The sequence below is a fragment of the Roseitranquillus sediminis genome, assembly GCF_016918935.1.
Classification (GTDB): Bacteria; Pseudomonadota; Alphaproteobacteria; order Rhodobacterales; family Rhodobacteraceae; genus Roseitranquillus; species Roseitranquillus sediminis.
Genome location: NZ_JAFFOB010000008.1, coordinates 35,680 through 58,501, shown reverse-complemented (window position 1 = coordinate 58,501; position 22,822 = coordinate 35,680). Strand labels below are relative to the sequence as shown.

Sequence of the window (22,822 nt, the reverse complement as noted above, 5' to 3'; positions counted from 1 at the left end):
TATGGTCCACGCGCTTCTCGATGCCGGCGAGCGCGTCGTGGTCGTGAGTGATCTCTCGACGGGGCGGTCCATGCGGTGCCCGAAGGCGTCACCTTCGTGGAAATCCGCGTCGGCGAGGCGGCCGATCTTCTCCTCCACGGCGGCGGTATTCGCCAAGTGGCAAGGACCTGGTGGCCGAGGACGACGAACTCGGGCCCGCCTCGCCTTACGGCGCGACCAAGCTGCGACCGAGGAGTTGATCGCGGCGCAGGCGGCGCTCAGGGCAGGCGTGCTGCGCTACTTCAACGTGGCGGGAGCCGATCCCGCGGGGCGCGCCGATCAGTCGACGCCCGAGGCCACGCACCTCATCAAGATCGCCTGCGAGGCCGCCTGCGGCCTGCGCGATGAGGTCATCATGTTCGGCACCGACTGGACCACGCCCGACGGCACCGGCGTGCGCGACTACATTCACGTCTCGGGCCTCGTCGCGGCGCACCTGCTGATGCTGAACCACCTGCGCGCGCGGGCGGCGCGTCGCTCACGCTCAATTGCGGCTACAGGCGCGGCTATTCGGTGCGCGAGGTGCTGGACGCCGTGGCGCGGGTCTCCGGCACGTCGTTTCCGGTCGCGCGACACCGTCAGTCCGTGGCGTTTGGCCAGCATCTCGGCTGCCGCCAGCGTCCGAAATCCTGATAACTCTCCCGGACCAGCGCCGGCGCATAGTCGCGCCTGCCGACATGGATCTTGCTGTTCGGCGCGTGCTGCTTCCAGCGGGAAGAGGTGACACTTCTGCTTTTCTCACGGGTGACATTTGAGCTTTGCGGCTACAATTGTTGCGACGCTTAATGAAGATTATGTGACGCCGTCAGCCTCGGCGCGAGCAGTCGTTCGGCAGCGGCAGCGTCCGGTGTGCTCTGAGCCCTGAGAACTGGGCCGCTCCTGGCGGGAAAATCCGGTACTGTCTGGACGCCCGCCCCGAGCCAGGCGCGACCGCGGCGGCAGTTGCGTGGCAGGCGGTTGAGCGACATAACATGTCTACTTGACTAGACGAGTTGCGTCTTGCGCCCACATGCGAGAAGCAAGGTCTCGGGGAAGACTCCCATAAACGGGAGCGATGGGAGGACCTGCATCCGATGGTGCTGAGCGAAGCCGGGATCCGCGCACTGTTTCCCGAGATCGACGAAATCTCCGACGCGGAACTGCGCCGGAACGTGGCCGACATCTGGATCGAGGTCGCGGCCGAGGCGGCGTGGGACCGGCTGGAGGACGTTCCCAAGAATCTTGACGCCGAACGCGATCGCCGCCTGACCGATCACATTCGCGGCGTGACCCGCATGGCGCTGGCCCTCGCAGAGATCGGCGAGCGCGAGCAGGGCACACCCTACAACCGCGATTACCTGATCGCCTGTTGCCTGCTCCACGACGTCAGCAAGATCGTCGAGACCGAACCGGATCTGGAAGGTCGGCCGACGGATGGACCGGCCCTCCCCGCCCGAAAGAGCGCGCTCGGCGCAAAGATCCAGCACGCCGCCTATGCCACCCACAAGGTGTTCGAGAAGGGTTTGCCGCTCGAGATCGCGCATGTCGTCCTGACACATACGCATGCCTCGAACATGCGCAGCACGTCCGTCGAGGGCGCATACCTGTTCTATGCCGACTACGCTGATTCCGATGCCGCAATCCACAAGGTCGGAGGACGCACCTTTGCCGAACGCTGGCATCTCGGCTGACAGGCGGACGGCGGCGGGAGAGCTGGCATGATCCGCATCCTGACACTCGTCGAGAACGTGCTGATGGCAGGCTGCCTTCTGGCGGCGCTGGCAATCGGCACGATGCAGGTGGTCTTGCGCTACGTGTTCAACACCGGGTTCGTGTGGAGCGAACTGGCGCTGGTGACCCTGACGATCCTGGCGGCGATGGCAGGAGGGAGCCGTGCCGCGGCCGACAATATCCACGTGCGCATCACCGCCCTCGTCGAGCTGTTGCCGGCCGGCGGGCAGCGCCTCTGCAACGTGCTCGCCCTGCTCTTCGCGCTCATCTACTCGGCTTTCATGGCCTATGCAGGCTACCTCTACGTCGAGTTCGTGCGCATGACCGGCCATGTCGCCGTCGAGGCGAATTTTCCCTCGTGGATCATCTTCTCGATCGGACCGCTCGCGATGATCCTTTTCGGTCTGCGCTACATCCAGCGGTTGCCGCGCGCCTGGCGGGACGAGGACATCGGCCGAACCGAGTTCACCGACTGATGGGCCGCCAGCGATGACCCTCGCATTTCTCTTCGGCGCCTTCGTCGTGCTGCTGGGTGTCGGAACGCCGGTTGCCGTCGCGCTCGGCGGGTCGGTGGTCCTGGCGGCCCTCTGGGCGGGCACCATTCCGATCCCGATCCTGGGCCAGAAGCTCTACGCCAACCTCGACCACTTCACCCTGATGGCGGTGCCGTTCTTCTTCCTCGCCGCGGCCTTCATGGAGACCGGCGGGATCGTCCGCCACCTCGTCAACTTCGCCAACCTGCTCGTCGGCCGGTTCCGCGGCGGACTCGGCATGGCGGCGGTGCTGACCTGCATGTTCTTCGCCGCCATCTCGGGGTCGAGTCCGGCGACGGTGGCCGCGGTGGGCGGCATCATGATCCCGGCGCTGACCCAGCGCGGCTATCCGATCAACTATGCCGTAGGCGCGGTCACGGCCGCGGGCGGTCTGGGCATCCTGATCCCGCCCAGCATCCCGCTGATCCTCTATGGCTTCGTCACCGCGACCTCGATCCCCAAGCTCTTCATGGCGGGGATCCTGCCCGGCCTCCTCTATGGCGGGCTGCTGATGGCGATGGCCCGTTTCCTGGCCGGTCGCTTCGACGTCGCCGCGCCCGAGGCGCTGACCGCGCACGAAAAGGCGCGGACGGTGCGCATGGCAGTGCCTGCGCTCCTGCTGCCGATCTTCCTGGTGATCGGCATCTACGGCTTTCCGGCCATGTCGATCGGACCGTTCAACTTCGACGGCGGCGCGATCTTCACCCCGACCGAGGCGGCGCTGATGACCGCGACGGCGGCGCTGCTGATCGGCTTCTTCGTCTACCGCCAGACCACGCTCCGCTCGATGGTCGAGACGGTACTCCAGGTGACGCCGCGGATCGGCATGGTCTTCTGGATCGTCACCAACGCCGTGCTCTTCGGCTTCTTCCTGGCGCAGCAGGGCGTGCCGGACGCGCTGGCGGAATGGCTGGTCTCGATGGACATGCCGCAATGGCTGTTCCTGCTGCTCGTCAACCTCATCCTCATTGCTGCCGGCATGTTCATCGACGGCGTGCCGATGATCCTGATGTTCATGCCGGTGCTCTTTCCCGCGGCGCGCGCGCTCGGCGTCGACCCGATCCATTTCGGCATCATGGTCGTGGTCAACATCGAGCTCGGTCTCCTGACCCCGCCCGTCGGCCTCAACCTCTTCGTGGCGAGCACCGTCTCCGGCGTGCCGCTCGCCCGAGTGATCCGCGCCGTCCTGCCCTGGGCGGCGGTGACGGCGGTGATGCTCGTGCTCATCACCTACCTGCCCATCCTCAGCACGTTCCTGCCGAGCCTGATGGCCGGATGACAAACGAACCAAAATCAAGGGAGGACTGAAATGAAAGGCCTTACATCGACGCTTGCCGGCGCCGCGATCGCCCTGTCGGGACTCGCGGCTGCACCGACCGCCGCGCAGACCCAGGCGACGGCGATCAACGATATCCAGCAGGACACCGTGAAGGGGCGGACCTGGGACCGCTTCGTCGAGCTCGTCGAGGAGAAGCTCGGCGACGGGATGGACATCCGCGTCTCCCACGGAGAGGCGCTCTACGATCAGAAGACCATCGTGCAGGCGCTGCAGCTGGGGGCGGTGCAGTTCATCTCGCCGGTGGTCGGCGTCTATTCCGGCACGTTCCCCAAGCTCTCGGTCTTCGTGCTGCCCTACCTCATGCCCTCGCCCGAGGCGATCCGTGCGGTGATGGACGACCCCGAGCTCGGCGGTGCGCTCCTCGACGAGATGCGCGCCCAGGGGATCGAGCCGCTCGCGATCTGGCTCAACGGCCCGCGGGACATCGGGCGGACCGGCAGCACGCCGATCCTCGAGCCCGGCGACATGCAGGGGGTCAAGATCCGCGTGCCGCCGGGCCGCAACTACGTCGAGGCGTTCGAGCTTCTCGACGCCAACGTCACCACGATGTCCTGGGGCGAGGTGCCGACGGCCCTGCGCCAGGGCGTGATCGACGCGGTCGAGCCGGTGCCGCATGCCTGGCTCGCCAGCTCGATGTACGAGACCGCCCAGCAGATCACCAAGACCGAGTACATCTGGGACTTCTACATCGTCGCCACGAACAAGCCGTGGTGGGATGGTCTCGACGCCGAGACCCGTGACGCCCTGAGCGCCGCGATGGACGAGGCGACCGCCTGGAACTGGGAGAACACCAACGCCGAGAATGCCGCGGCGCTGGAAGAGATGGCCGCCGCAGGCGCGACCATCCACGACCTCACCCCCGAGCAGCGTGGCGCCTGGGCCGAGGCAATGCGTCCGCTCTGGGACGATCTCGGGCGGGAGCTCGTCGGTGACGGGCCGATGGACCGGATCATCGAGATCACCGACGAGTATCGCTGAGACCTCTCCGCCGGGCCGGCCGGCCCGGCGGCACACGCAGCAGAAGAAGGGCAGACATGATGACCATCCCTGCGCTGAAGCTCGTGGTGATGAAGGGCGACGGCATCGGCCCCGAGATCACCGAGGCGACCCTCGCCGTCCTCGACGCGGCGGCCGAGACCGGCGGCCTCGCCTTCGACTACGAGGAGGTTCTTATCGGTTTCGACGCGCTGCACCGCGACGGCAGCACCATCCCCGAAGCGGCCATCGAGGCCGCACGCGCCGCCGACGGTGTTATCCTCGGCCCGGTCTCGCACAACGAGTATCCGCCGGTCGCGGAAGGCGGGCTCAACCCGTCGGGCGTGCTGCGCAAACGGCTCGATCTCTACGCCAACATCCGCCCCGCCCGGAACATCCCCGGCCTTCCGACACGCTGCGGCGACGGCATTGACCTCGTCGTCGTGCGCGAGAACACCGAAGGTTTCTACTCGGATCGCAACATGTTCGCCGGCAACGGGGAGTTCATGCCGACGCCGGACGTCGCGCTCGCCGTCCGCAAGATAACCCGCGACGGCGTCATGCGCCTTGCGGAGACGGCCTTCCGCCTTGCCATGACCCGCCGGCGCAAGCTCTGCTCGGTCCACAAGGCGAACGTCTTCCGCCTGTCGGACGGGCTCTGGCTGGAATGCACGCGCGAGGTGGCCAGCCGCTATCCCGACGTCGAATACGAGGAACGGCTGATCGACGCGATGGCCGCCCTCCTCGTCCGCGATCCCGGCCAGTTCGACGTCATCGCGACGTCGAACATGTTCGGCGACATCCTGAGCGACCAGGCCTCCGAGATCTCGGGCAGCCTCGGCCTTGCGGCGTCGCTGAATGCGGGGGACGAGCATGCCGTGGCGCAGGCGCAGCACGGATCGGCCCCCGACATCGCGGGCCGGGGCATCGCCAACCCCGCCTCGCTGATCGGCTCGGCGGCGATGCTCCTCGACCGGCTGGGCGAGCGGCGCGAGCTGCCGGCCCTGCGCGAGACGGCGACCCGGATCGCCGACGCGCTGGAGGCGACGATCTCCGATCCCGCGACACGCACCCGCGACCTCGGCGGCCCCCTCGGCACCGGCGACTTCACCGCCGCCGTGGCAAAGGCCGTCACGCAATAGGCAATCCATACGGCATGAACGAGGCCCCACCGACATGAGCGCCCACGAGATCATCGAAGAGGCCGAGCTGAAGACCCTGGCAGAGCGCGGCCTCCGTGCCCTCGGTGTGCCGGAGGGTCAGGCCCGCGACTGCGCCACGATCCTGGTGCTCGCCGACCTGATGGGCATCGGCACGCACGGCGTCGCCCGCGTCTCGGCCTACGGCTCGCGGCTCAGGACCGGCGGCATCAAGGCCGCGGCCGACATGGTGATGGAGCGCCTGGCGCCGGGCATGGCCCGCCTCGACGGCGACAACGGCCTCGGCCCCGCCATCGGCATGCGCGCCCTCGATGAGGCACTGGATCTCGCCGGAGAGACCGGCATCGCCGCCGTCTTCTGCCGCAACTCGAACCATTTCGGCCCCATCGCCCCCTACGCCTACCTCGCCGCCGAGCAGGGCTTCGCGAGCCTCATCGCCAGCAACGCCACGACGACGATCGCGCCCACCGGCGGGCGCGAGGCGCGGCTCGGCAACAACCCGATGGGCTTCGGCTTCCCGAACCCCGGCGGCGACCCCGTGCTGCTCGACATGGCGATGAGCGTCGTCGCCCGCGCCAGGATTCGCAATGCCGCCAAGGCCGGGCAGCAGATCCCCGACAGCTGGGCGACCGACCGCGAGGGCCGGCCCACGACCGATCCGAACGCCGCGCTCGCGGGCTTCCTCGCCCCGATCGGCGGCTACAAGGGATATGGTCTGTCGCTGGCGGTGGACCTGCTGACCGGGCTTCTCTCGGGCGGCTCGTATCTCACGCATGTCAGCTCCTGGCAGGACAACCCGGAGGCGCCGCAGGATTTGGGCCATACCTTCGTCCTGATGGACGCCAGGCGCCTCGGCGCCCAGGCGTGGCTGGCCGAGCGGATGAACGACTTCGCGGCGATCCTTCACGACACGCCCCGCGCCGAGGCCGAGGTGCCGGTGATGCTGCCGGGCGAACGCGAGCTGGACCGCATGCGCCGCCAGAAGGCCGACGGCATCGCCCTCGACCCGGCGCTACTCGAGGAACTGCGCGCCCTCGCAGCCTAGCGCGACCAATCTGCGGTGCGGTCCGCTCCGATAGAGCTTGCGTTGCGGTGCTTGCGGAACCGCAGGAGATCCGCAGCCCTGCGCGGCCCCTCCCTCAATCCGGAAGCGCGATCTCGACCAGCGGCGCGTGCTGCTGGCCGCCATAGGCGTCGCCGTCCTCGGTGTCGCACTGGATGTACGGCCTCGGGATCGAGATCTTGAATGCCTTGGCCGCGTCGTGCTCGAAGAACATCACATCCTCGACCGGCACCGAGTAGAGCGCGGCAAAGGATTCGCGGGTCAGCACCCCCGCCTTCTTGACGCGCTCGTAGCTCTCGTCGTCGTCGAACATCACGTCGAAGGTCAGGGTGAACGGCCCCGCATTCTTGGACCGTATCAGGCGTGCGAGCGAACCCAGTTCAGGCATGGGCGACCTCCCTCATCTCGGTGCGGAACATCTCCCCCGGGTCGTCCGGCTCGACGACATGGTTGAGATGAAAGCGATAGACCTCCCCCCGATCGACCTCGGGCGGGCTCATCGGAAACGCGAGCCCGCTGATCAGGCCGCGCCATTCCGGGATCGGGTAGTGCAGCGCGAAATGCGCGAAGGTCTTGCCGATCGAGTTCGCGATCGCCTGCGTCGGCGCCGTGACGGTGAAGAGCAGCCCGACCTCGTGACCCAGCTCGTCCCGCCGCGGCTCGAGCTTGCCCATCACGCCGTCGCGGCCGTAGACGCGCGCGTGGATCGAATACTCGTCGGGCCCGAGCGTGCCGGGAAACATCTCCTCGACCCGGACGGCGAAGCGCTCGCGCATCTCGGTCAGCCAGGTGTCGAGCTGGCGCAGGATGTAGGGCTCGCGCACGCCGGCGACGATGATCGTCTGGTACCCGGCAAGCTCCGCCCCCTCGAGCTTGATCGTCAGCCGGTCGGCGGGCAGGAACTCGGACCCGCGCACGCGCACTCTGCGGTCGTCGAGCGCCTCGTAGGTCGAGTTGCGCGTGTCGAGCGTTCCGCCGGGCTCGCGGATCAGGAACGGATCGGCGTTCTCGTACAGCGTATGCGAGGCGATGGATTGCGGCGTGCAGCGGCATTCCATGTCCATCGGCTCGATGTCGAAATGGTCGTCGCGGATCCAGGCAAAGATGCTGTCCGGCCGCTTGCGCTGCACCGTCGCCGCCGTGCCGCATTCAAGGATCTTGGCGGCATGCCAGGCCGGTCCGGGCCCCGCCCCCTGCATCAGCGGCACCGCGGCGAAAAGCGCCGTGTCCGAGGCGCGCCCGGCCAGCACCACGTCCGCGCCGTCGGCGACGGCGGCCGCGATCGGCTCATGCCCCATCATGCCCACGACGTGCGCGCTGCGGTCGATGGCGTCCTCGTCGATCGACGGCGCGGGATCGAGCGGGTGGATCTTCCCGTCGCGCAGCTTCTGCTTGAGGTAGTCCTTGTCTTGTTCGCTGCTGACCAGCGCGAGACGAAAGTTCAGGCCCTCCTCCCGCGCGATCTCGAGGGCGATGTCGCGCATCCAGGCGAGGCCGGCATCGCCGCCCGCCATGCCGCACGAGCCGATGACGAGGGGCACGCCCAGCCTGTCGCGCCCCTTGAGCATCAGGCGCAGGTCGCGCTTGGTCCCCTCGCGCGAGAAGTGCGGCTTGCCCGATCCGAGATGCGCAGGCCCCGCGTCGGTCGAACCGCCATCGCAGGCGATGACGTGCGGCTTCAGCGAGAAGCCGCGCTCGATCGAGCTTTCGAGAAAGCCCGAGCCGATCTGGCCCGAGGCGGACAGGACACGGATTTCGGGCATCAGGAGCGCTCCTTCATCTCGCCACTGGCATCGAGGGTGCGGATCGGCGCGCCGTCCAGGTAAGCCAGGACGTTCTCGAGCGTCTCTCCGAAGTAGATCCGGTAGTTCTCCTCGATCACGAAGCCGATATGCGGCGTGGCGAGGACGTTCGGCAGGTAGCGGTAGGGATGGTCGCGCGGCAGCGGCTCGATGTCGAACACGTCGAGCCCCGCGCCGCCGATCCTCCGCTCGATCAGCGCCGTCAGCAGGGCATCCTGATCGACAAGGCCGGGGCGGGAGGTGTTGATGAGAAAGGCGTCGGGCTTCATCAGCGCGATCTCGGCGGCGCCGACGATGCCGATGCTGCGCTCGCTCTCGGGCATGTGGATGGTCACGACGTCGGAGTCGCGGAAGAGCTCTTCCTTGCTCACGCGACGCGCGCCGGCGGCGGCGGCACGCTCGTCCGTCAGGTTGGGGCTCCAGGCCGCCACCTCCATGCCGAAGGCGCGTGCGATCTCGGCAACCGGCGTGCCGAGCCTGCCGAGACCGAGGATGCCGATTGTCTTGCCGCGGACGCATCGCGAAAGCGACAGCTGCCATCCACCCGCGCGCAGCGATGCATGCTCGCGGTGGATGCCGCGGAACAGCGACAGGACCATGCCCCAGACGATTTCGACGGTCGGAAAATGGTGCGAGCCCGTCGCGCAGACGGTGATGCCAAGCTCCTCGGCGGCGGCGAGGTCGATCGACCGGGAATTGCGGATGCCGGTGGCGAGCAGCAGCTTCAGCCGCGGCAGGCGCTCGAGGACCGAACGCGGGAACGGCGTGCGTTCCCGCACGCGGCAGACGGCGTCGAAATCCGACAGGCGGGCGACAAGCGCGTCCTCGCCACCCGCATGGTCGGTGAAGGAAACCAGTTCGACGTTGTCCGGCAGCCGGCTCCAGTCGGCCATGTCCAGCGCGACGGACTGGTAATCGTCGAGGAACGCGATGCGCATCTGCTGCTGTCCTTCGCTCATCTCGCGGCCCGCTTCGACTCGTGCCCGTCGCGGCGGAACAGGCTGCATTCCTCGGGCGTCAGGCTGACGCTGATCGTGTCGACGCCGTCGGGGATTTCCTCGGCGCCGTCGATCCGCACCTCGGCGCCGGCGATCTCGGCGAGGTATTCGTAGCGGAAGCCCATGTAGGTCCGCTGCAGGATGCGGCCGTGGATGGTCGAGCTGTCGTCCCGGGCCGCCACGCGCAGGCTCGCCGGGCGGGCGGCGATGAGCACGTCGTCGCCGACCCCGACGCCGTCGGGCAGGACGAAGCGGAACTCTGCGTCGGCCACGCGGACCGTTCCGCTTCCTCGATCGCGCGACAGCACGGTGCCGTTGAGGAAGTTGCTGGTGCCGATGAAGTCGGCGACGAACGGTGTTGCCGGGGCACCGTAGATCTCCCTGGGCGTGCCGCGCTGCGCGATCCGGCCCTCGCTCATGACCGCGATCTCGTCCGACATGGTCAGCGCCTCGGTCTGGTCGTGGGTGACGTAGACGGTGGTCACGGCAAGGCGGCGCTGCAGGGCGCTGAGCCAGGCACGCGCGCGCTCGCGCAGCTTGGCGTCGAGGTTCGACAGCGGCTCGTCGAGGAGCAGGATCTTCGGCTCGTAGACCAGCGCCCGAGCCAGGGCGACGCGCTGCTGCTGTCCGCCCGACAGCTCGTGCGGGTAGCGCTCGAGCATCGAGCCCAGCTCGACGATGTTCGCGACGTCGGCAATGCGTCCCTTGCGCTCGCGGGCCGGAATGCCGCGCAGTTCCAGTGGAAAGGCGATGTTCCGCGCCACGGTCAGGTGCGGCCAGAGAGCGTAGGACTGGAACACCATGCCGACATCGCGTGCCTCGGGCGGGATGCCGCCGCGCGCGGTATCGAACAGCGTCCGATCCCCCAGCCGGATGGTGCCCGATTCCGGCGTTTCGAGGCCGGCGATGCAGTTCAGCGTGGTGGACTTGCCGCAGCCGCTGGGCCCCAGCAGCGTCAGCCATTTGCCGCTCGGCAGGTCCAGCGAAACGTCATCGACGGCGCGCGCGCCATTCTGGAACGACTTCACGAGGTTCGAAACGACAAGCTCAGCCATACATCTTCACTCCCAGCAGGCGGCGGCTGATCAGGACGACGGCGGTGACGAGGACGATCTGGATCACGGCGAGCGCGGCGACAGGCCCGCTCTTGCCCTGGACCCAGAGCGACAGGAGCGTCGTGCCGATGACTTCGGTCCCGGGAACGTAGAGGAACACCGCCGAGGTGTATTCGCGCAGAAAGCTCAGGAAGAGCAGGATGTAGGCGCCGAGGAAGCCGGGCGCGACGAGCGGCACCAGGATCCGGCGCACCGTGCCAATCCAGGTTGCGCCCGATGTCCGCGCCGCGCGATCCAGCTCGGGTCCGATGGCGCCGAGGGACGGCGCGATCGCCCCGACCGCCAGCGGGATGTAGCGCATCGTGAAGGCGATCATCAGGCCGATGACCGTGCTGCGGAAGATGTCGAGCCCCGGGACGAGGACGAACGCCCACAGCAGACCGACGCCGACGATGACGCCCGGCACCGCCTGCGGGAACAGCGACAGGAACCGGAGCGGCCGGCGCAGCGGGTTGTCCGAACGCTCTGCGACGAGGACGATGCCGAGCGACAGGCAAGCCGCGAAGAAGCCGCCCACCCCGGCGATCAGGAGACTGTTCCAGATCGAGCGGGCGTAGGTATCGACCTCGAAGATCTGGACGTAGTTGTCCCAGGTCAGGACCGTCAGCGGCGAGATGTAGGGCGTCAGCACCTGAACCGCGGAACGCGCGAGCAAACCGGCCAGAGGCAGCACGACGAGCACCGTCACCCAGATCCAGCAGAGTGTCGCGAGCGGCCAGCGGAGCGGTCCCAGCCGCAGCCGCTTGGGCGCCTGCGCCTTGCCCTGCACGGTGACGAAGCGGCGCGCGTCGCCGAGGACGCGGCGCTGCAGCATGATGAGCAGCGCCATGAAGACGAGCACCAGCATCGAGGCGCAGGCGACGAGGCCGTATTGCGGCTCGGTCTTGCCGATCTCGGTGTAGAGGAACGTCGAGAAGGTCCGGACGCCGCGCGGCTCGCCCAGAATCAGGGGGATCGAAAGCGTCTCGATCCCGGCCACGAAATTGATCAGCAGCGAATAGCTGAGCGCCGGTCTGAGGAGTGGCAGCGTGATGCGCCAGAGGGTGCGCATTCGGCCGGCGCCGCAGATCTGGGCCGCCTGCTCGTGCGACGGATCGGCCATCGTCAGCGCCGAGGTGCAGTAGAAATAGGGGATGGCGGCATAGGCGGTGCTGCCGATCAGGATCATGCCCCAGAGGCCGTAGAGATCCCACGCGGGCAGGCCCAGCACGTTGGCCCAGGTCGCCGTGAGATAGCCGCCCGGGCCGTAGACGGTGATCCAGGCGAAGGCGAGCACCAGGGACGAGGTGTAGATCGGAATGGTGAAGATCGTCCCGATCCAGCCGCGGCCGGGCATGTCGGTGCGCACTGTCAGGACCGCCATCAGGGCGCCCATTGCCGTCGACACCACTGCGATGCCCGCCGAGAAGAGGAAGGTCACCCAGAGGATGTCGTAGAAAGCGCGGCTGACGAAGAGGCGGGCGTAGTTCGACAGGGTGAAATCGAGGTCGTCGCGATAGAGCGGCTGCGCGATGAAGCTCTGGTAGAGGATCGGCAGCAGCGGAGAGACGACCAGGACCACCGTGAGCAGCACGATTCCGTACTGCGTCAGCGGGGTGGCAAGCCGGGTGCGAGTCACGTCTCGATGCGCCTGAGAGGCGTTACCTGCGTCGGTATCCGTCATCTAGCCTGAAGATCCGGAGAGGAATCCCCGGGCGGCTCTGCGCCGTCCGGGGGGGGTCTTTGGGAAGGCCTTGGCTCGGGCCGCGGCTGGCTCAGCGGCCCATGGCCTCGTTCCACCGGGCGACGAAGGCATCCAGCGTCTCCTGGTCGAGATAGACGTCGTCATAGGAGACGAAGAGCGCGTTCTCCTCTCCGACCTCGTCGAGAACGCTCTGCAGGTGCCACTTGGCTTCGCCCGCGACGTCCGGACGGTAGGCGGTGTAGTCGCCCTCGGCCACGGCGATCTGCCCGCCGCTCGACAGGATGCAGTCGAGCAGGAGCTTCGCCGCGTTCGGGCTGCCGCTCTCTTGCGGGATCGCGATCCCCCGCAGCCAGATCGGGGTGCCGTCGTCGATGAAGTTGTAGCCGAGCAGTTGCTCGCCGGCGGCCGTCGCGACGGCCCGGCGCGGGTTGCCGCTCGATGTCAGGTAGGCGGCGGCGTACTGGCCCGTCATGATCCCTTCGACCATCGGGCCGGACGACGACAGCGGTTGCGTCGAGGGTCCGAGCGTCTCGATCCAGGGCCAGGCCTCGCTCTCTTCCCAGGAGCCGCCCTCGGGCGTGTGGGAATTTATGAAGGGCCACCAGACCGTCAGGTATTCGGGAAGCGAATAGGTGCTGAGATTCCCCTGATACGCCGCGGGGTCCGCCTCGACCTTGGCGGCGAGATCGGCAACGCCGGTCGGGTTCTCGCCTTCGGAAAACTGGACCTTGCTGTAGGCGATCGTCGTGGGATCGGCCGAGTACATGTAGAGACCAGGCTCATAATACGACCAGTCGGGCAGATGCTCGAGCTCGGGCGATTGATACGGCAGGACGCCGTCCTGCTGGATGAAGCGCAGCCAGCCACCCGGATCGATCGACAGCATGAAATCCGCCGAGTCCGCGCCGCCCGCGGTTTCGGTGTAATAGCGTTCGAACACTTCCGTCGCGCCGAGGTCGAGCGTCTGGATCTCCGGCATCTCGGGAAACCTGGCGCTGCAATGGTCGATTACCGGCTGCCACGCCTCGCGCGCGATGTTGCCGTAGACCACAAGATCGTCCTCCTCTGCGGCGGCGGCGACGATCTGGTCGTAGTCCTCGGGATAGTAGTCGGGGATGGCGTTGTCTTGCGCCCAGGCCGCGCCGAATGCGACGGGCGACAGCGACGACAGGCACGTGATCAGGAGCGTTCGTCTCATGGCAGTCTTTCCTCCTCCTCGGACACTGGTAAGCCGGCTCTGGGGGGCCGTGCTTCGCCGGGCTTCCGGCTCTGTTGACCCGTTCAGACCGGGCTTGTAGTTGTGCAGTTGTCTAGTCGTTTTGCGACCCTAGGCGGTAGATTGTCGACATGTCAACGCGAGCAAGCGCAGCGGCCGGAGACGAGGAGCAGTTCGTTCCAGTCTACTATCGTATCCAGCAGCGGCTGCGCACGACCATTGCCGCGGGGGACCTGAAGGCCGGGGACCGGCTGCCGTCCGAATCCGACCTCTGCTCCGAATTCTCGACCACGCGCTCGACTGTCCGGCATGCTCTGTCGTTCCTGGTGTACGAGGGGCTGATCGTGCGCGAGATCGGACGCGGCACCTTCGTCGCCCCTTCGGTTTCCGTCACGGCCAGCCTCGATACGGGGCAGTCGGTATCCTTCGAGGAACAGGTGGCCGCCTACGGCGCCAAGGTCGTCTATCGCGAACCGAGCCTGACGCGCCGGCCGGGACCGAAGGCAGCGCTGGCACAGATGTCGCTGCCCGCCGGCACGGACGTCTATGTGGTGGAGCGGCTGCGCGTCATCGACGAACGGGCTGTCGGCCACGAGATACGCTACATCCGTCCCGATCTCGGTGAACGGGTGACCTGGGAGATGGTCGAGACGCGGCCGGTCCACGACTTCCTCAGCGAGATCATCGGCGAGAAGATCCCGACCACCAGCGTGTTTCTCTACGTCGAATCGGCGGATGCACGGCTGGCGCGCCGCCTCGACATCAAGGAGGGCAGTCCGATGCTCGTGCGCGAGCATTCCTACCACGACCGGGAGGGCAGGACGCTGCAATGCGGGGTGTCGACCTTCCGCGGTGACATGCGGCTCAGCTACACGCTGGGACAGCCCCTGCCGGCAGCCGACGCCAGCCGCCAGCATTCGGCGGGGCGGCTGCCACGGGAGTTGGACTAGAAACCGGGCAGCGCCAAGCCCTGCGGGAATGGCCACGGCGAAAGGCTTGGGAACCGCCGCGTGGAATGCTCGGCGCTAGCGGAAGCCGCCGCCGCCGCTGACATAGACGGTGTCGGCGGTCATGAACTGGCACGCGTCGGAGCACAGGAACAGCACCAGCTCGCCGATCTCGTCCGGTTCGGCATTCCGCTTCATCGGGATGTCCTGCATGAGCCGCTCGCTCATCTCGCTGGACGTGCCGGACGAGGCCTGGAAGGCCGTGTTCACCGCCGCGGGCGAGATCGACAGACAGCGGATCCCGCGGCCGGCGAACTCCCGCGCTACCCCCATCGTCATCGTCACGACGGCCCCCTTGGACGAAGCGTAGTGGACCGAGGTGCCGGGCCCGCCGCGCTTGTGCGCCATGCTGGCGACGTTGACGATCGTGCCCGATCCCCGTTCGAGCATGTGCGGCAGCACTTCCTGCATGCCGTAGAACGTGCCCTTGACGTTGAGGTCGAACGACTTGTCGAAGAGCGTGTCGTCGATCTCGAGGAAGCCGCAGCGCCTGAGCGCCGAGCCCGCCGAGTTGAAAAGGAAGTCGATCGCACCGAACTGTCCGATGCCCTCGGCCACGAACCGGCGGACGTCCTCGCGCCTTGTGACGTCGGTGCGGATGAAGGCAGCCTCGCTGCCCTCGGCCTCGACCAAGCGCACGGTTTCGGCACCGCCGGTCTCGTCGACATCGCCGCAGACGACGTTCGCGCCTTCACGTGCGAAGATCACCGCAGCCGAACGCCCAAGGCCGCTGCTGGCCCCCGTGACCGCGATGGTCTTGCCCTGGAAGTAGTCTGGAGTTCGCGCCATCCGCTTCTTTCTCCTGGTGCTTTCGTTCAGGTCGCGCTGCGCGTGGCGGCAGCGCCATGCTCGACCGCGTGACGACCGGCAATGCGTCCATAGACGGCGCCGCGCAGGACGGAGGTCGCCCCGGTGTAGCGCCCGTAGTAGAGTCCCATCGTCTCGCCGGCCGCGTAGAGGCCGTCGATGCACCGGCCGGACTGGTCGACGACCTGGGCCGAGCTGTTGCAGCGCAGGCCGCCGAAAGTGAAGCAGTTGGCTGAACTGATTGGCCAGGCCCGATAGGGCCCGCGCGTGATCGGGCGGGCCCAGTTCGACTTGGCCGGATCAAGTCCGCGCGTGCCGAGTCCATCCTTCTCGAGCGGCCTGAACGTGCCGTCGACGGTCGCCGCGTTGAATGCCTCGACGGTTGCCGCGAGTGTCTCCGCCGGAACACCGATCTGCTCGGCCAGTCCGTCGAGCGTGTCCGCGACGAAAGGCTTCTCGGACGAGCGTACCGTGCGTTGCCAGTTCGGGACGTCGTCGAGCCCGGCATCGGTGATCACGTAGGCGATCCCTCCCGGCAGCCGATTGATGACGCGCGAGATGTTCTCGTAGATCGCGTCGACGGCGTCCGACGCCTCGTCGATGAACCGGCGGCCGTTCTGGTCGACCAGGATGCCGTACGGAAACACGAAGACGATCGCCTCGGACTCGCCCGAGCGCGGATCGATCGGCTCGGCATGGTATTCGCTGAAGTCGCCGCAGGGTGCCGCGCCGATGTCCAGCGCCATCCGGATCCCCTCGCCGCGGTTGTAGTAGCCGCCGCGGGCGACCGGGCGGATGTAGCGGGCCGCCGGGCCGTAGTAACGCGCCTGCATCTCGGCGTTGCCCTCGAAGCCACCGCAGGCCAGAATCACGGCGCCCATGAAACGCTGATTGCGCCCTGCATGCGACGAGGCGCGGATGCCGCAGACCTCGCCGTCCGTCCCGAGGAGCAAGGCCTCGGCCGTCGTTTCGTAGAAGAAGTCGACCGACAGCCGCTCCGCCGCGGCGGCGAGCGCATCGATCAGGGCCTGGCCGCCCCCCACCGGGCTGATCCGGGTGGTCGACTGGGTGATCAGGTAGCTCGGCATCGCGGAGAAGGTGACGCCGTAGCCCTTGAGCCAGCCGAGCGTCGGCCCCGCCTCGGCCGCGAGCGTTCCGATCAGCTCGGGATCGGTGAACGACAGCGCCTTGACGATGGCCGGCCAGTCCTCGGGGGCGCGCATCGTCTCCTGCACGAGCCCGGGGTCGAGGTGAAACCCGGAATTGGCCATGAAATGCTCTTCGAAGTCGTCCGAGACCTCGTCCTCGCTCTTCATGCGCATGAACGCCTCGGTCCAGCGCGTGTTGCCGCCGCGCTCTTCCTCGGTCGCCCGCTCGAGCACGGCGACGCGCGCGCCCGCCTCGGCCGCCGAGACCGCGGCCGACAGCCCCGCGATCCCGCACCCCGCCACGACGACATCGTATGTGCCGCTCATTCGCGTATCCCCTCGCCGGTGTCCCAGCGCTTGAAGCCGAGCTGCGACGGGTCGGGCCGCTGGTCGGCATCCGAGCGCCGCTGCCTCAGGACCCAGCGGCCGGCTTCGCGGACCAGCGTGTCGGTGTAGACGGTCTGCAGGTGCAGCGCCGGCGCCTCGCCCGCCTTGACGCCGGCGAGCAGCACGTAGACCGAACCGGTGATCGTGCCGTCGCCGTTGTCGGTCAGCAGCACCTGATTGTTCCAGTGCCGGGTCTGGATGCCCTGGTCGAGCCAGCGCCGGTAGTGATCCGCGGCGAACTCGGCGAGTTCGCTTCTGCCGTTGCACTCGCCGAAGGTCGAGGACAGGTACTGCCCATCCGTGGCATAGCAGTTGGCCCAGCCTTCGCCGTCGCCGCTGTCGATGGCGCGCGCGTAGCGGGCGTAGAGTTGCATGATCGCGATGTAGTCGTCCGTCGACGGGTCCACTTGCGGTCCTTTCCTGAGAGGTTGTCGCCGGCGCGCGCTCGAAGGGACGCGCCGGCGCCGGGGTCACACCTTGATGGCGAAGGGATCGCGCTCCTCGTCGGAGTAGTCGATCATGACGTTCTTGGTGTGCAGGAACTCCTCGAGCGCGACGAGGCCCCGCTCCTTGCCGTAGCCGGAGTCCTTGTACCCGCCGAAGGGCGCCATGACCGAGGCGGCGCGGTAGGTGTTGACCCAGACGGTGCCGGCATGGATCGCCCGCACCATCCGCATCGCGCGCGACAGGTTCGTGGTCCAGACGCCCGAGGCGAGGCCGTACTTGGTGTCGTTGGCGATCCCGATCGCCTCCTCCTCGGTGTCGAAGGGGATGATCGACAGGACGGGGCCGAACACCTCCTCCTGCGCCAGCGTCATCGAGTTCTTCACGTCGGTGAAGATCGTGGGCTCGATGAAGAAGCCGTGGCCCAGATGCTCGCCCTTGGCGGCCTTGCCCCCGGTGGCGAGGGTCGCGCCCTCCTTCACCGCGTTCTCGACGGAGCCGAGGATGCGCTTGAACTGCGGCTCGTTCGCCGCCGTGCCCATCTCGGTCGTCTTGTCGAGCGGATTGCCCAGCTTGATCTGGCCGGCACGCTCGACCAGGCGCCGCGAGATCTCGTCGTAGACGCCCCGCTGCACCAGCAGGCGCGACCCCGCGATGCAGGTCTGCCCGGTCGCGGCGAAGATGCCGGCGAGCGCGCCGACCGTCGCCTTGTCGAGATCGGCGTCGTCGAAGATGATGTTGGGGGATTTTCCGCCCAGCTCCAGCGTCACCGGGACCAGCGCCTTGCCCGCGTCCGCGGCGATCTGACGGCCGACCGCCGGGCTGCCGGTGAAGCTCACCCGGTCGACGCGACCGCTCGTCAGCAGGGCCTGCCCGGTGCGGTAGTCGCCGGTGACGACGTTGACGACGCCGGGCGGAAAGCCCGCCTCCTTGACCAGGTCGGCGAATTCGAGCGTCGTGACCGAGGCGTGCTCGGAGGGCTTCACGACAACGGTGCAGCCGGCGGCGAGTGCGGGGGCGAGCTTGTTCGACAGAAGCCCCATCGGCGAGTTCCAGGCGGTGATCAGGACCGCCACGCCGATCGGCTCGCGCCGCGTGAAGTCGAAGACCTCGGTCTGGTCGAGCGGGATCGTGCTGCCGGTCAGCTTGTCGGCCATCCCGGCGAAGAAACGGTAGGCGCGGGCGGCAAAGCCCATCTGGCTGCGCGTCTCGCGGATGACCTTGCCGTTGTCGGTGGTCTCCATCTCGGCCATGCGGTCGGCGTTGGCGTCAAGCAGGTCCGCGAGGCGGTGCATCAGCTTTGCCCGCTCGTAGCCGGTCGTCCTGTTCCAGCCACTGTCGTAGGCCCGGCGGGCCGCGGCGATCGCCTCGGCGACCTGGGCGTCGCTCGCCTGCGGCACCGACGCCCATTCCTTGCCCGTGAACGGATTGACCGCCGGAAACCGCTCCTGGTCGGGAGCGCTGACGCGTTCGTTGTCGATGAAGAGGTCGTATTGAGTTCCCATCGCCGTGGTCCTTTCGGTCTTTCTGGGGGTCAGGCCGCCTGCGGCCGGAGAGTTTGGCGCACGACCTTGCCCGAGGAGAGCAGGTCGAAGCCGCGGTTGATCGTGTCGAAGCTGACGTCGCCTGTGCGCAGCCGGTCTACCGGCAGGCGCCCGGCAAGGTAGAGGTCGATGAAGCGCGGAATGTCGCGCTGCGGCACGCAGCTGCCCATGTAGCTGCCCTTGACGGTCTTCTCGTCGGAGACCATCGGCGCGTGGGCATAGGAGACGGTCTTCGTCGGGTCGGGCAGGCCGGCGCTGATGGCCGTGCCGCCGCGGCCGAGCAGCGAGTAGGCCGTCTCCATTGCGGGGATCGACCCGGCCGCCTCGAAGGCGAAGTCGACGCCGCCGCGCGTCAGGTCGCGCACCTCCTGCGCCGTCGTCCCGGTGCCGGCGAGCACGCCGTGGTCGGCGCCGAGCGACCGGGCGAGCTCGAGCTTCTCCGTCGAAAGGTCGACCGCCACGATCGGGTAGGCGCCCGAGGCCACCAGCCCGAGGAGCGCGTTGAGCCCCACGCCGCCGAGGCCGACGACGGCGGCGCTGCGCCCGGGGCGGATCTGCGCCGTGTTCATCACGGCGCCCACCCCGGTGACGACGGCACAGCCGAAGAGAGCCGCGACCTCGAGCGGCACCGAGCGGTCGATCGCGACCAGCGAGTTCTCGGCCACGACCGCATACTCGGCAAAGGTCGAGAGGCCGGTGTAGTGGTGCAGCGCCGTGCCGTTGCGGGACAGGCGTCGCGCGCCCGACTTTAGTGTCCCTTCGGCGCGGGCGGTCCACGACGAGGTGCAGAGGTTGGGGCGGCTGTCGGCGCAATAGCGGCACTCGCCGCAGCTCGACACGAAGACGGCGACGACATGGTCGCCTTCCCTGAGCCGCGTCACGCCCTCGCCCACCTCGCGGACGATGCCGGCCGCCTCGTGGCCCATCACGGTCGGGACCTTGCGCGGCCGCAGCCCCTCGATCGTGGAGAGGTCCGAGTGGCAGAGACCGGCGGCGGCGATCTCGACGAGGACCTCGCCCGGTCCCGGCGGGTCGAGCGTCACCTCCTCGATCCTGAGGGGCTGCGTCTCCTCGTAGGGGGTGGCGAGGCCCTGCTCGTAGAGGATTGCGGCTTTCATCTGCATCGCGTGCGTCCTGCCCTGCCTGTCACGGTTCGATCGGATCGGCGTCGAGCCGCACCGCGTCGCCTTCCAGCGCGCCGGAGACGGCCGGATATCGCCTGAGAACGAGGGGGTCGTGCCCGGGGATGACATGGTCGGGGCTGTCCGCCAGCTCGAGGCAGCGGTCCCACCCCTTCACCGTGTCCTGGAAGTTGTAGAGCACCGGAAACGGGTTCCGCTCGCGATAGTTGGCGTAGAAATGCGTCGCGTCCGAGGCGAGCACGACCCAGCCGCGGGCGGTGTTGACCCGGACGATCTGCATTCCCGCCGAATGGCCGCCGACCTCGTGGACGCTGATCCCGGAGGCAATCTCGCGCGAGCGCTCGTGAAACGTCACCCGGCCCTCGAAGAGCCGCTGCACCACGGTGCAGACATCGTCGACGAGAAAGAACGTGTTGATCGCCGGATCGGCCATGTCCTGCGAGGTGACGTTGCGCATCTCGGCCTGCTGCAGGTGGATATGCGCGTTCGCGAACCCGTCGATGTTTCCCGCGTGGTCCCAGTGCATGTGGGTGAGGACGACGTCGTCCACCCGGTTGGGCGCGACACCCAGGGCGTCAAGCCCCTCGATGGGCGAGCGAATGTACTCGTGCCCGCGCTGAACGCACTTCCAGTCGCGGGAGCCAGTGTCGACGACGATGGTCCGCTGGGCGTTGCGGATCACCCAGACGTAGAAGTCCATCGGCATCGCGTCGTGAACGTCGCCGGGCGCGCAGTGCAGGCAGTTGTGGAACCGCTTGCGATCGGGGCTCGTCGCGTAGCGAACGGCCTGTACCTCGTAGACGTCCTCGCCCATGTAGGGCCTCCTCCCGTCATTGTTCCCACATCTTCCGTCGCCGCCGCGCATCGGGCGGCCTGGCTCACCTCAGCATGAGGGTCGGCAGATAGAGGGTGATCTGCGGCACCAGGATCAGGATGCTGAGCGTCACGACCTCGAGGAAGACGAACGGCAGCACACCGCGATAGACCTCGCGGATCGACACCAGCCCCTTGGTCGTCCCCGCCACCACGAAGAGGTTGAGCCCCACGGGTGGCGTGATGCACGACAGCTCGATCAGCTTGACCATGATGATGGCGAACCAGATCGGGTCGTAGCCCAGGCCGGTCACGATCGGATGCACGATGGGGACCGTCATCACCATCATCGAGATCGGGTCCATGAGCATTCCGAGGATCAGGTAGACGAAGACCATCACCAGGAGCAGCAGGGCCGGCGAAAGCCCCAAGGCCTCGATCCCTCCCAGAACGTCGTTGACGAAGCCCGTGACCAGGAGCAGCCGCGAGAAGGCGAGGCCGCCGATCACGATGAAGAACATCACCGCCGTCGTCGCAGCCGAGTCCGCCATCGCCCTGGAGAAGGTCGGCATGTCCATGCGGCGCATGACGATCGTCACGAGGAGCGCGGCCAGCGCGCCCACCGCCCCCGCCGCCGACGGCGAGACGGTGCCGGAATAGATGCCGCCCACGACGATGAAGGCGATTATGCCGATTGGCCACACCGACTTGAGGCTGCGCACCCGCTCGCCCAGCGAGAACGAGCGGTCGGACGGCGGCGCCCATCTCGGCGAGATGCGCACGAAGACCATGATGCCGACGAGGTAGACCACCGCCGTCAGCACCCCCGGGAGGAGGCCCGCGATCAGGATCTGGCCGATCGATTCGTTCGTCAGGATTCCATAGAGGACCATGGTGATCGACGGCGGGATCATTGCCGCGAACGTCCCGGCCGCGGCGATGCAGCCGGCCGACGCGGCCCGGTCGTAGCCGAGCTTGATCATCTCGGGCAGCGCGATCCGGGTGAAGAGCGCCGCCCCCACGATCGTGGAGCCGTTGATCGCGCCGAACCCGGCCGATGCGCAGGTCGTCGCCATGTAGAGGCCGCCGCGCATCCGCGCGAGCCACATGTCGGCCGAGCGGTAGACGTCGGCGACGATCCCGGACGAGCCCGCGATGATCCCCATGGCCACGAAGGTCGGCACCGCGGCGAAGGCGTAGGAGCTGCCGGTGGCGAAGGGCAGCGTGCGGAACGTGGTCAGGGTGAAGCCCAGCCCCACGCTCGAGAGCATCCCCGCGGCCGAGGCGGCGATCATCGCGACCGCGACCGGGATGCCTGCCGCCATCAGCACCAGCATGCCGACGATGGCGAGGAGGGCGACGGTAAAGGGATCCATCACTCGCTTCCCATGTGCGCGGCCTCGGGATTGGTCGCGTCGCCGCCGCTCTCGAGGTCGGGCCAGGCGATGGCGAAGACGATCTGGCGGAAGGTCTCCACGGCGGCGATCGCGAGGCCTGCGGTCGCGAGGGACTTGGCCAGCCAGATCGGCACCGCCACGGCGCCCGACGACACTTCTCCCACCGACCAGGAATGCAGTGCACCCTGCAGGCTCTGCAAGAAGAGCAGCGCGAAGGCGGCGAAGGTGAAGACCAGCGCGACGAAATGCGTGATCCGCCTGGCTGCCCGCGGAACGCTCTGGATGACGATATCGACGATGACGTGACGGTGCTGCCGCTGCGCATAGGGAAGCGCGAGGAAGATCGTGGCGGCCAAAAGCGACTCGGTCATCTCGACCGCGCCGAGAAGGGGTTTGGCCATGAGCCGTCCCACCGTGTCCCATGCCCCGATGACGACGATCCCGGCGACGCAGGTCGCGGCCACGACGAGGGCGGCACGGACCAGCTCGGCCATGATCC

The 22,822-nt window shown here is 67.8% G+C and carries 22 protein-coding genes; 8 read left to right on the top strand and 14 right to left on the bottom strand.

Going from position 1 to position 22,822, the window contains the following annotated elements; all coding sequences use genetic code 11:
* The first annotated feature begins 1 nt into the window (after window position 1).
* The 7 genes from JM664_RS05120 to JM664_RS05090 all read left to right on the top strand — a co-directional run bounded on the left by JM664_RS05120 (window position 2) and on the right by JM664_RS05090 (window position 6,801).
* A complete protein-coding gene (locus tag JM664_RS05120; RefSeq protein WP_406675769.1) occupies window positions 2-763 on the top strand; it encodes an NAD-dependent epimerase/dehydratase family protein in 762 nt (253 codons plus the stop codon).
* A 349-nt stretch (window positions 764-1,112) separates the two neighbouring features.
* On the top strand, window positions 1,113-1,709 hold the full coding sequence (locus tag JM664_RS05115) for an HD domain-containing protein (RefSeq protein WP_227418844.1): 597 nt from the start codon (window positions 1,113-1,115) through the stop codon (window positions 1,707-1,709).
* Between the two features lie 27 nt (window positions 1,710-1,736).
* Window positions 1,737-2,225 (top strand): TRAP transporter small permease, encoded by a 489-nt coding sequence (locus JM664_RS05110; RefSeq protein ID WP_227418843.1) that lies wholly within the window; start codon window positions 1,737-1,739, stop codon window positions 2,223-2,225.
* 13 nt (window positions 2,226-2,238) lie between these two features.
* Window positions 2,239-3,561, top strand: a complete 1,323-nt coding sequence (locus JM664_RS05105) for a TRAP transporter large permease (protein WP_227418842.1) — start codon at window positions 2,239-2,241, stop codon at window positions 3,559-3,561.
* A 30-nt stretch (window positions 3,562-3,591) separates the two neighbouring features.
* Window positions 3,592-4,599 (top strand): TRAP transporter substrate-binding protein, encoded by a 1,008-nt coding sequence (locus JM664_RS05100; protein ID WP_227418841.1) that lies wholly within the window; start codon window positions 3,592-3,594, stop codon window positions 4,597-4,599.
* 56 nt (window positions 4,600-4,655) lie between these two features.
* Entirely contained in the window at window positions 4,656-5,738 is a 1,083-nt protein-coding gene (locus JM664_RS05095; RefSeq protein WP_227418840.1) for an isocitrate/isopropylmalate dehydrogenase family protein, read from the top strand.
* A 34-nt stretch (window positions 5,739-5,772) separates the two neighbouring features.
* A complete protein-coding gene (locus JM664_RS05090) occupies window positions 5,773-6,801 on the top strand; it encodes an Ldh family oxidoreductase (RefSeq protein WP_227418839.1) in 1,029 nt (342 codons plus the stop codon).
* Between the two features lie 94 nt (window positions 6,802-6,895).
* On the opposite strand, the gene JM664_RS05085 is transcribed toward JM664_RS05090, so the two are convergent.
* From JM664_RS05085 to JM664_RS05060, 6 genes are all read right to left on the bottom strand, one after another.
* Window positions 6,896-7,207: a DUF4387 domain-containing protein gene (locus tag JM664_RS05085; RefSeq protein ID WP_227418838.1), complete on the bottom strand. Its 312-nt coding sequence runs from the start codon at window positions 7,205-7,207 to the stop codon at window positions 6,896-6,898.
* Window positions 7,200-8,582 carry an acyclic terpene utilization AtuA family protein gene (locus JM664_RS05080; protein ID WP_227418837.1) on the bottom strand — a complete coding sequence of 461 codons (1,383 nt, stop codon included), beginning with the start codon at window positions 8,580-8,582 and terminating at the stop codon, window positions 7,200-7,202. Before JM664_RS05080 ends, JM664_RS05085 begins: the two co-directional genes overlap by 8 nt.
* Entirely contained in the window at window positions 8,582-9,580 is a 999-nt protein-coding gene (locus tag JM664_RS05075; RefSeq protein WP_227418836.1) for a D-2-hydroxyacid dehydrogenase family protein, read from the bottom strand. Before JM664_RS05075 ends, JM664_RS05080 begins: the two co-directional genes overlap by 1 nt.
* On the bottom strand, window positions 9,577-10,674 hold the full coding sequence (locus JM664_RS05070) for an ABC transporter ATP-binding protein (protein ID WP_227418835.1): 1,098 nt from the start codon (window positions 10,672-10,674) through the stop codon (window positions 9,577-9,579). Before JM664_RS05070 ends, JM664_RS05075 begins: the two co-directional genes overlap by 4 nt.
* Window positions 10,667-12,352, bottom strand: coding sequence for an ABC transporter permease (locus JM664_RS05065; protein WP_227418834.1), 1,686 nt, complete (start codon window positions 12,350-12,352; stop codon window positions 10,667-10,669). Before JM664_RS05065 ends, JM664_RS05070 begins: the two co-directional genes overlap by 8 nt.
* Before the next feature lie 136 nt (window positions 12,353-12,488).
* Window positions 12,489-13,616 (bottom strand): ABC transporter substrate-binding protein, encoded by a 1,128-nt coding sequence (locus JM664_RS05060; RefSeq protein WP_227418833.1) that lies wholly within the window; start codon window positions 13,614-13,616, stop codon window positions 12,489-12,491.
* A gap of 149 nt (window positions 13,617-13,765) precedes the next feature.
* Here JM664_RS05060 and JM664_RS05055 point away from each other — a divergent pair, with 149 nt between their 5' ends.
* A complete protein-coding gene (locus tag JM664_RS05055) occupies window positions 13,766-14,584 on the top strand; it encodes a GntR family transcriptional regulator (protein ID WP_227418832.1) in 819 nt (272 codons plus the stop codon).
* A 75-nt stretch (window positions 14,585-14,659) separates the two neighbouring features.
* Here JM664_RS05055 and JM664_RS05050 read toward each other — a convergent pair whose 3' ends face one another.
* The 8 genes from JM664_RS05050 to JM664_RS05015 form a co-directional block, all read right to left on the bottom strand.
* Window positions 14,660-15,430 (bottom strand): SDR family NAD(P)-dependent oxidoreductase, encoded by a 771-nt coding sequence (locus JM664_RS05050; RefSeq protein WP_227418831.1) that lies wholly within the window; start codon window positions 15,428-15,430, stop codon window positions 14,660-14,662.
* A 26-nt stretch (window positions 15,431-15,456) separates the two neighbouring features.
* Window positions 15,457-16,923 carry an FAD-dependent oxidoreductase gene (locus JM664_RS05045; RefSeq protein WP_227418830.1) on the bottom strand — a complete coding sequence of 489 codons (1,467 nt, stop codon included), beginning with the start codon at window positions 16,921-16,923 and terminating at the stop codon, window positions 15,457-15,459.
* Window positions 16,920-17,390, bottom strand: a complete 471-nt coding sequence (locus JM664_RS05040) for a nuclear transport factor 2 family protein (protein WP_227418829.1) — start codon at window positions 17,388-17,390, stop codon at window positions 16,920-16,922. The genes JM664_RS05045 and JM664_RS05040 overlap by 4 nt, the downstream gene beginning before the upstream one ends.
* 63 nt (window positions 17,391-17,453) lie before the next feature.
* Window positions 17,454-18,932 (bottom strand): aldehyde dehydrogenase, encoded by a 1,479-nt coding sequence (locus JM664_RS05035; RefSeq protein ID WP_227418828.1) that lies wholly within the window; start codon window positions 18,930-18,932, stop codon window positions 17,454-17,456.
* Between the two features lie 29 nt (window positions 18,933-18,961).
* The gene (locus tag JM664_RS05030) at window positions 18,962-20,095 is read right to left on the bottom strand and encodes a zinc-dependent alcohol dehydrogenase family protein (protein WP_227418827.1); all 1,134 of its coding nucleotides are present in this window, start codon (window positions 20,093-20,095) and stop codon (window positions 18,962-18,964) included.
* A gap of 22 nt (window positions 20,096-20,117) precedes the next feature.
* Window positions 20,118-20,927 carry an N-acyl homoserine lactonase family protein gene (locus JM664_RS05025; protein ID WP_227418826.1) on the bottom strand — a complete coding sequence of 270 codons (810 nt, stop codon included), beginning with the start codon at window positions 20,925-20,927 and terminating at the stop codon, window positions 20,118-20,120.
* 64 nt (window positions 20,928-20,991) lie between these two features.
* Window positions 20,992-22,302, bottom strand: coding sequence for a TRAP transporter large permease (locus JM664_RS05020; protein WP_227418825.1), 1,311 nt, complete (start codon window positions 22,300-22,302; stop codon window positions 20,992-20,994).
* Window positions 22,302-22,817, bottom strand: a complete 516-nt coding sequence (locus JM664_RS05015; RefSeq protein WP_227418824.1) for a TRAP transporter small permease subunit — start codon at window positions 22,815-22,817, stop codon at window positions 22,302-22,304. The genes JM664_RS05020 and JM664_RS05015 overlap by 1 nt, the downstream gene beginning before the upstream one ends.
* Window positions 22,818-22,822: the final 5 nt, after the last annotated feature.

Coding starts and splice junctions, on each gene's coding strand:
- JM664_RS05070 (WP_227418835.1), bottom strand. CDS start 10,674: ATGGCTGAGCTTGTCGTTTCGAACCTCGTGAAGTCGTTCCAGAATGGC.
- JM664_RS05030 (WP_227418827.1), bottom strand. CDS start 20,095: ATGCAGATGAAAGCCGCAATCCTCTACGAGCAGGGCCTCGCCACCCCC.
- JM664_RS05090 (WP_227418839.1), top strand. CDS start 5,773: ATGAGCGCCCACGAGATCATCGAAGAGGCCGAGCTGAAGACCCTGGCA.
- JM664_RS05115 (WP_227418844.1), top strand. CDS start 1,113: ATGGTGCTGAGCGAAGCCGGGATCCGCGCACTGTTTCCCGAGATCGAC.
- JM664_RS05035 (WP_227418828.1), bottom strand. CDS start 18,932: ATGGGAACTCAATACGACCTCTTCATCGACAACGAACGCGTCAGCGCT.
- JM664_RS05015 (WP_227418824.1), bottom strand. CDS start 22,817: ATGGCCGAGCTGGTCCGTGCCGCCCTCGTCGTGGCCGCGACCTGCGTC.
- JM664_RS05085 (WP_227418838.1), bottom strand. CDS start 7,207: ATGCCTGAACTGGGTTCGCTCGCACGCCTGATACGGTCCAAGAATGCG.
- JM664_RS05110 (WP_227418843.1), top strand. CDS start 1,737: ATGATCCGCATCCTGACACTCGTCGAGAACGTGCTGATGGCAGGCTGC.
- JM664_RS05105 (WP_227418842.1), top strand. CDS start 2,239: ATGACCCTCGCATTTCTCTTCGGCGCCTTCGTCGTGCTGCTGGGTGTC.
- JM664_RS05100 (WP_227418841.1), top strand. CDS start 3,592: ATGAAAGGCCTTACATCGACGCTTGCCGGCGCCGCGATCGCCCTGTCG.
- JM664_RS05020 (WP_227418825.1), bottom strand. CDS start 22,302: ATGGATCCCTTTACCGTCGCCCTCCTCGCCATCGTCGGCATGCTGGTG.
- JM664_RS05095 (WP_227418840.1), top strand. CDS start 4,656: ATGATGACCATCCCTGCGCTGAAGCTCGTGGTGATGAAGGGCGACGGC.
- JM664_RS05075 (WP_227418836.1), bottom strand. CDS start 9,580: ATGAGCGAAGGACAGCAGCAGATGCGCATCGCGTTCCTCGACGATTAC.
- JM664_RS05080 (WP_227418837.1), bottom strand. CDS start 8,582: ATGCCCGAAATCCGTGTCCTGTCCGCCTCGGGCCAGATCGGCTCGGGC.
- JM664_RS05045 (WP_227418830.1), bottom strand. CDS start 16,923: ATGAGCGGCACATACGATGTCGTCGTGGCGGGGTGCGGGATCGCGGGG.
- JM664_RS05060 (WP_227418833.1), bottom strand. CDS start 13,616: ATGAGACGAACGCTCCTGATCACGTGCCTGTCGTCGCTGTCGCCCGTC.
- JM664_RS05025 (WP_227418826.1), bottom strand. CDS start 20,927: ATGGGCGAGGACGTCTACGAGGTACAGGCCGTTCGCTACGCGACGAGC.
- JM664_RS05050 (WP_227418831.1), bottom strand. CDS start 15,430: ATGGCGCGAACTCCAGACTACTTCCAGGGCAAGACCATCGCGGTCACG.
- JM664_RS05055 (WP_227418832.1), top strand. CDS start 13,766: ATGTCAACGCGAGCAAGCGCAGCGGCCGGAGACGAGGAGCAGTTCGTT.
- JM664_RS05120 (WP_406675769.1), top strand. CDS start 2: ATGGTCCACGCGCTTCTCGATGCCGGCGAGCGCGTCGTGGTCGTGAGT.